General features: G+C 52.8%; 4 protein-coding genes. 3 read left to right on the forward strand and 1 reads right to left on the reverse strand.

Translation table 11 applies throughout. The features are described from left to right. Positions 1-15: 15 nt before the first annotated feature. On the reverse strand, positions 16-705 hold the full coding sequence (gene phoB, locus ACJHX3_RS16750) for a phosphate response regulator transcription factor PhoB (protein WP_000113933.1): 690 nt from the start codon (positions 703-705) through the stop codon (positions 16-18). 189 nt (positions 706-894) lie between these two features. Here phoB and sbcD point away from each other — a divergent pair, with 189 nt between their 5' ends. The 3 genes from sbcD (at position 895) to araJ (ending at position 6,547) form a co-directional block, all read left to right on the forward strand. Next, positions 895-2,097, forward strand: a complete 1,203-nt coding sequence (gene sbcD, locus ACJHX3_RS16755) for an exonuclease subunit SbcD (protein ID WP_059341819.1) — start codon at positions 895-897, stop codon at positions 2,095-2,097. Further along, complete coding sequence (sbcC, locus tag ACJHX3_RS16760; RefSeq protein WP_094321863.1) at positions 2,094-5,237, forward strand: exonuclease subunit SbcC; 3,144 nt, start codon at positions 2,094-2,096, stop codon at positions 5,235-5,237. Before sbcD ends, sbcC begins: the two co-directional genes overlap by 4 nt. A gap of 125 nt (positions 5,238-5,362) precedes the next feature. After that, the gene (araJ, locus tag ACJHX3_RS16765) at positions 5,363-6,547 is read left to right on the forward strand and encodes an MFS transporter AraJ (protein WP_024229916.1); all 1,185 of its coding nucleotides are present in this window, start codon (positions 5,363-5,365) and stop codon (positions 6,545-6,547) included. The last annotated feature ends 157 nt before the right edge of the window (positions 6,548-6,704 follow it).

Here is a 6,704-nt window from a genome sequence, read left to right on the forward strand (position 1 = left end):
CCGATGAGCAAGGCGTTAAAAGCGGGTTGAAAAACGATATCCTGTACCGCGCACGGTCTGCACCATGCGGTCATGCCCACCGGGCTCCAGTGCTTTACGCAGGCGACGAATGTGGACATCGACCGTGCGGTCTTCCACATACACGTTGGTTCCCCAGACGTGGTTTAATAGCTGCTCGCGGCTGTACACGCGCTCAGGATGCGTCATAAAAAAGTGCAGCAGTTTAAATTCTGTCGGCCCCATCTCCAGCGGCTCTTCGCCCGCCATCACCCGGTGGGATGTCGGGTCGAGACTTAGCCCCTGCATCTCGATCACCTCTTCCACCGCCATTGGCGAAATACGGCGCATTACCGCTTTGATTCGCGCCACCAGCTCCTTCGGCGAAAACGGCTTGGTGATATAGTCATCCGCGCCGGTTTCAAGGCCGCGCACGCGATCTTCTTCTTCCCCTCTGGCGGTCAACATCACCACTGGAATATCCCGGGTCATCGACTCGCGCTTGAGGTGTTTGATGAACTGGATACCGGAGCCGCCAGGTAACATCCAGTCAAGGAGAATTAAATCCGGCCAGGGTTCATTCAGTTGATTCACAGCACTGTCATAATCTTCCGCTTCGACCGGCTGAAAGCCATTTTGTTCGAGCACGAAGCAGACCATTTCGCGAATTGGTGCTTCATCTTCTACGACCAGAATACGTCTCGCCATGATTTGCCCTGTTGTAATAAATAGGTTGCGATCATTAATGCGACGTCATTATGCGTCAGATTTATGACAGATTTATGAAAAGCTCGTCGCACATATCTTCAGGTTATTGATTTCCGTGGCGCAGAAAAAAGCAAATGGCACATCTGTTTGGGTATAATCGCGCCCATGCTTTTTCGCCAGGGAACCGTTATGCGCATCCTTCACACCTCAGACTGGCATCTCGGCCAGAACTTCTACAGTAAAAGCCGCGAAGCTGAACATCAGGCTTTTCTTGACTGGCTGCTGGAGACAGTACAAACCCATCAGGTGGATGCGATTATTGTTGCTGGTGATGTTTTCGATACCGGCTCACCGCCCAGTTACGCCCGCACGTTATACAACCGTTTTGTTGTCAATTTACAGCAAACTGGCTGTCATCTGGTGGTACTGGCAGGAAACCATGACTCGGTCGCCACGCTGAATGAATCGCGCGATATCATGGCGTTCCTCAATACGACCGTGGTCGCCAGCGCCGGACATGCGCCGCAAATCTTGCCTCGTCGCGACGGGACGCCAGGCGCAGTGCTGTGCCCTATTCCGTTTTTACGTCCGCGTGACATTATTACCAGCCAGGCGGGGCTTAACGGTATTGAAAAACAGCAGCATTTGCTGGCGGCTATTACTGATTATTATCAACAACACTATGCCGATGCCTGCAAACTGCGCGGCGATCAGCCTCTGCCCATCATCGCCACGGGACATTTAACAACTGTGGGTGCCAGTAAAAGTGATGCCGTGCGTGACATCTATATTGGCACGCTGGACGCGTTTCCGGCACAAAACTTTCCACCAGCCGACTACATCGCGCTCGGGCATATTCACCGCGCACAGATTATTGGCGGCATGGAACATGTTCGCTATTGCGGTTCCCCCATTCCACTGAGTTTTGATGAATGCGGTAAGAGTAAATATGTCCATCTGGTAACATTTTCAAACGGCAAATTAGAGAGCGTGGAAAACCTGAACGTACCGGTAACGCAACCCATGGCGGTGCTGAAAGGCGATCTGGCGTCGATTACCGAACAGCTGGAACAGTGGCGCGATGTATCACAGGAGCCACCTGTCTGGCTGGATATCGAAATCACTACTGATGAGTATCTGCATGATATTCAGCGCAAAATCCAGGCATTAACCGAATCATTGCCCGTTGAAGTATTGCTGGTACGCAGGAGTCGTGAACAGCGCGAGCGTGTGTTAGCCAGCCAACAGCGTGAAACCCTCAGCGAACTCAGCGTCGAAGAGGTGTTCAATCGCCGTCTGGCACTGGAAGAACTGGATGAATCGCAGCAGCAACGTCTGCAGTATCTTTTCACCACGACGTTGCATACCCTCGCCGGAGAACACGAAGTATGAAAATTCTCAGCCTGCGCCTGAAAAACCTGAACTCATTAAAAGGCGAATGGAAGATTGATTTCACCCGCGAGCCGTTCGCCAGCAACGGGCTGTTTGCCATTACCGGCCCAACCGGTGCGGGGAAAACCACCCTGCTGGACGCCATTTGTCTGGCGCTGTATCACGAAACTCCGCGCCTTTCTAACGTTTCACAATCGCAAAATGATCTCATGACCCGCGATACCGCCGAATGTCTGGCGGAGGTGGAGTTTGAAGTGAAAGGTGAAGCGTATCGCGCGTTCTGGAGCCAGAATCGGGCGCGTAACCAGCCGGACGGTAATTTGCAGGTGCCACGCGTTGAGCTGGCGCGCTGTGCCGATGGCAAAATTCTCGCCGACAAAGTGAAAGATAAGCTGGAACTGACGGCGACGTTAACCGGACTGGATTACGGGCGCTTCACCCGTTCGATGCTGCTTTCGCAGGGGCAATTTGCTGCCTTCCTGAATGCCAAACCCAAAGAACGCGCGGAATTGCTCGAGGAGTTAACTGGCACTGAAATCTACGGGCAAATCTCGGCGATGGTTTTTGAGCAGCACAAATCGGCCCGCACTGAGCTGGAGAAGCTGCAAGCGCAGGCCAGCGGCGTCGCGTTGCTCACGCCGGAACAAGTGCAATCGCTGACAGCGAGTTTGCAGGTACTTACTGACGAAGAAAAACAGTTACTTACCGCGCAGCAGCAAGAACAACAATCACTAAACTGGTTAACGCGTCTGGACGAATTGCAGCAAGAAGCCAGCCGCCGTCAGCAGGCCTTGCAACAGGCGTTAGCCGAAGAAGAAAAAGCGCAACCTCAACTGGCGGCGCTCAGTCTGGCACAACCGGCACGAAATCTTCGTCCGCACTGGGAACGCATCGCAGAACACAGCGCGGCGCTGGCGCATACTCGCCAGCAGATTGAAGAAGTAAATACTCGCTTACAGAGCACAATGGCGCTTCGCGCGAGCATTCGCCACCACGCGGCGAAGCAGTCAGCAGAATTACAGCAGCAGCAACAAAGCCTGAATACCTGGTTACAGGAATACGACCGCTTCCGTCAGTGGAACAACGAACTGGCGGGTTGGCGTGCGCAGTTCTCCCAACAAACCAGCGATCGCGAGCATCTGCGGCAATGGCAGCAACAGTTAACCCATGCTGAGCAAAAACTTAATACGCTTGCGGCGATCACGTTGACGTTAACCGCCGATGAAGTTGCTAGCGCCCTGGCGCAACATGCCGAGCAACGCCCACTGCGTCAGCGCCTGGTCGCGCTGCATGGGCAGATTGTTCCCCAACAAAAACGTCTGGCGCAGTTAATGGTCACTATCCAGAATGTCACTCTGGAACAGACGCAACGTAATGCCGCACTTAACGAAATGCGCCAGCGTTATAAAGAAAAGACGCAGCAACTTGCCGATGTCAAAACCATTTGCGAGCAGGAAGCGCGTATTAAAACGCTGGAAGCCCAGCGCGCGCAGTTACAGGCGGATCAGCCTTGCCCACTTTGTGGTTCCACCAGCCACCCGGCGGTCGAGGCGTATCAGGCGCTGGAACCGGGCGTTAATCAGGCCCGGCTATTAACGCTGGAAAACGAAGTGAAAAAGCTCGGTGAAGAAGGTGCGGCGCTACGTGGGCAACTGGATGCATTAACGAAGCAGCTTCAGCGCGATGAAAACGAAGCGCAAAGCCTCCGACAAGATGAGCAAGCACTTACTCAACAATGGCAAGCCGTCACGGCCAGCCTCAATATCACCCTGCAGCCACAGGACGATATTCAACCGTGGCTGGATGAACAAGATGAGCACGAACGCCAGCTGCGGTTACTCAGCCAACGGCATGAATTACAAGGGCAGATTGCCGCGCATAATCAGCAAATTATCCAGTATCAACAGCAAATTGAACAACGCCAGCAGCAACTCTTAACGGCATTGGCGGGTTATGCACTGACATTGCCACAGGAAGGTGAAGAAGAGAGCTGGTTGGCGACGCGTCAGCAAGAAGCGCAGAGCTGGCAGCAACGCCAGAACGAATTAACCGCGCTGCAAAACCGTATGCAGCAGCTGACGCCGATTCTGGAAACGTTGCCGCAAAGTGATGAACTCCCACACAGCGAAGAAACTGTGGCGCTGGAAAACTGGCGGCAGGTTCATGAACAATGTCTCGCATTACACAGCCAGCAGCAGACGTTACAGCAACAGGATGTTCTGGCGGCGCAAAGTCTGCAAAAAGCCCAGGCGCAGTTTGACACCGCGCTACAGGCGAGCGTCTTTGACGATCAGCAGGCGTTCCTTGCGGCGCTAATGGATGAACAAACACTAACGCAGCTGGAACAGCTCAAGCAGAATCTGGAAAACCAGCGCCGTCAGGTGCAAACGCTGGTCACTCAGACAGCTGAAACGCTGGCACAGCATCAGCAACACCGACCTGACGACCTGGATCTCAGTGTGACGGTGGAGCAGATTCAGCAAGAGTTAGCGCAAACTCACCAAAAGTTGCGTGAAAACACCACCAGTCAAGGCGAGATTCGCCAGCAGCTGAAGCAGGATGCAGACAACCGTCAGCAACAACAAACCTTAATGCAGCAAATTGCTCAAATGACGCAGCAGGTTGAGGACTGGGGATATCTGAATTCGCTAATAGGTTCCAAAGAGGGCGATAAATTCCGCAAGTTTGCCCAGGGGCTGACGCTGGATAATTTAGTCCATCTCGCTAATCAGCAACTTACCCGGCTGCACGGACGCTATCTGTTACAGCGCAAAGCCAGCGAGGCGCTGGAAGTCGAGGTTGTTGATACCTGGCAGGCAGATGCGGTACGCGATACCCGTACCCTTTCCGGTGGCGAGAGTTTTCTCGTCAGTCTGGCGCTGGCACTGGCGCTTTCGGATCTGGTCAGCCATAAAACGCGTATTGACTCGCTGTTCCTTGATGAAGGTTTTGGCACGCTGGATAGCGAAACGCTGGATACCGCCCTTGATGCGCTGGATGCCCTGAACGCCAGTGGCAAAACCATCGGTGTGATTAGCCACGTTGAAGCGATGAAAGAGCGTATTCCGGTGCAGATCAAAGTGAAGAAGATCAACGGCCTGGGCTACAGCAAGCTGGAAAATGCATTTGCAGTGAAATAACTATTCAGCAGGATAATGAATACAGAGGGGCGAATTATCTCTTGGCCTCGCTGGTCGTTATCCTGCAAGCTATCACTTTATTGGCTACGGTGATTGGTAGCCGTTCTGGTGGTTGTGATGGTGGTATGAAAAAAGTCATTTTATCTTTGGCTCTGGGCACGTTTGGTTTGGGGATGGCCGAATTTGGCATTATGGGCGTGCTCACGGAGCTGGCGCATAACGTAGGAATTTCGATTCCTGCTGCCGGACATATGATCTCGTATTATGCGCTGGGGGTGGTGGTCGGTGCGCCAATCATCGCCCTCTTTTCCAGCCGCTACTCACTCAAACATATCTTATTGTTTCTGGTGGCGTTGTGCGTCATTGGCAACGCCATGTTCACGCTCTCTTCGTCTTACCTGATGCTCGCCATTAGTCGGCTGGTATCCGGCTTTCCGCATGGCGCATTTTTTGGCGTCGGCGCGATCGTGTTATCAAAAATTATCAAACCCGGCAAAGTCACCGCCGCCGTGGCGGGGATGGTTTCCGGGATGACAGTAGCCAATTTGCTGGGCATTCCGCTGGGAACGTATTTAAGTCAGGAATTTAGCTGGCGTTACACCTTTTTATTGATCGCTGTTTTTAATATTGCGGTGATGGCATCGGTCTATTTTTGGGTGCCGGATATTCGCGACGAGGCGAAAGGAAAGCTACGCGAACAATTTCACTTTTTGCGCAGCCCGGCCCCGTGGTTAATTTTCGCCGCCACCATGTTTGGCAACGCAGGTGTGTTTGCCTGGTTCAGCTACGTAAAGCCATACATGATGTTTATTTCCGGTTTTTCGGAAACGGCGATGACTTTTATTATGATGTTAGTTGGGCTAGGGATGGTGCTGGGGAATGTGCTAAGTGGCCGGATTTCAGGACGTTATTCACCACTGCGCATTGCGGCAGTAACTGACTTTATTATTGTGCTGGCACTGCTGATGCTCTTTTTCTTCGGCGGCATGAAAACAACGTCGCTTATTTTTGCATTTATTTGTTGCGCGGGATTATTTGCCCTTTCAGCACCACTGCAAATATTGTTACTGCAAAATGCCAAAGGCGGAGAGTTATTAGGTGCCGCAGGTGGGCAAATAGCGTTTAACCTCGGTAGCGCCGTCGGCGCATATTGCGGTGGTATGATGCTGACGCTGGGGCTGGCATATAATTACGTGGCGCTGCCTGCCGCCCTGCTTTCGTTTGCTGCGATGTCGTCGTTGCTGCTGTATGGTCGCTATAAGCGCCAGCAAGCGGCGGATAGTCCGGTGCTGGCGAAACCACTGGGGTAGATTACTGTCACGGTGCGCGTTGCTTATTGCCGGATGAGGCGTGAACTGAACTGCACCCCAAATGTTGGACATAATCTGACATCTGAAGGTGCAGTTTATGAAACATTCATTTGAAGTAAAACTTGCCGCTGTAAATCATTACCTGGCCGGTCATGCA

Origin of the sequence: Escherichia sp. WS1265 (genome assembly GCF_046487585.1) — a bacterium.
Lineage (GTDB): Bacteria > Pseudomonadota > Gammaproteobacteria > Enterobacterales > Enterobacteriaceae > Escherichia > Escherichia coli.

What these genes read in the sequence shown, in the direction of transcription:
- phoB (WP_000113933.1), bottom strand. Translation starts at nt 705, where the DNA reads ATGGCGAGACGTATTCTGGTCGTAGAAGATGAAGCACCAATTCGCGAA.
- sbcD (WP_059341819.1), top strand. Translation starts at nt 895, where the DNA reads ATGCGCATCCTTCACACCTCAGACTGGCATCTCGGCCAGAACTTCTAC.
- sbcC (WP_094321863.1), top strand. Translation starts at nt 2,094, where the DNA reads ATGAAAATTCTCAGCCTGCGCCTGAAAAACCTGAACTCATTAAAAGGC.
- araJ (WP_024229916.1), top strand. Translation starts at nt 5,363, where the DNA reads ATGAAAAAAGTCATTTTATCTTTGGCTCTGGGCACGTTTGGTTTGGGG.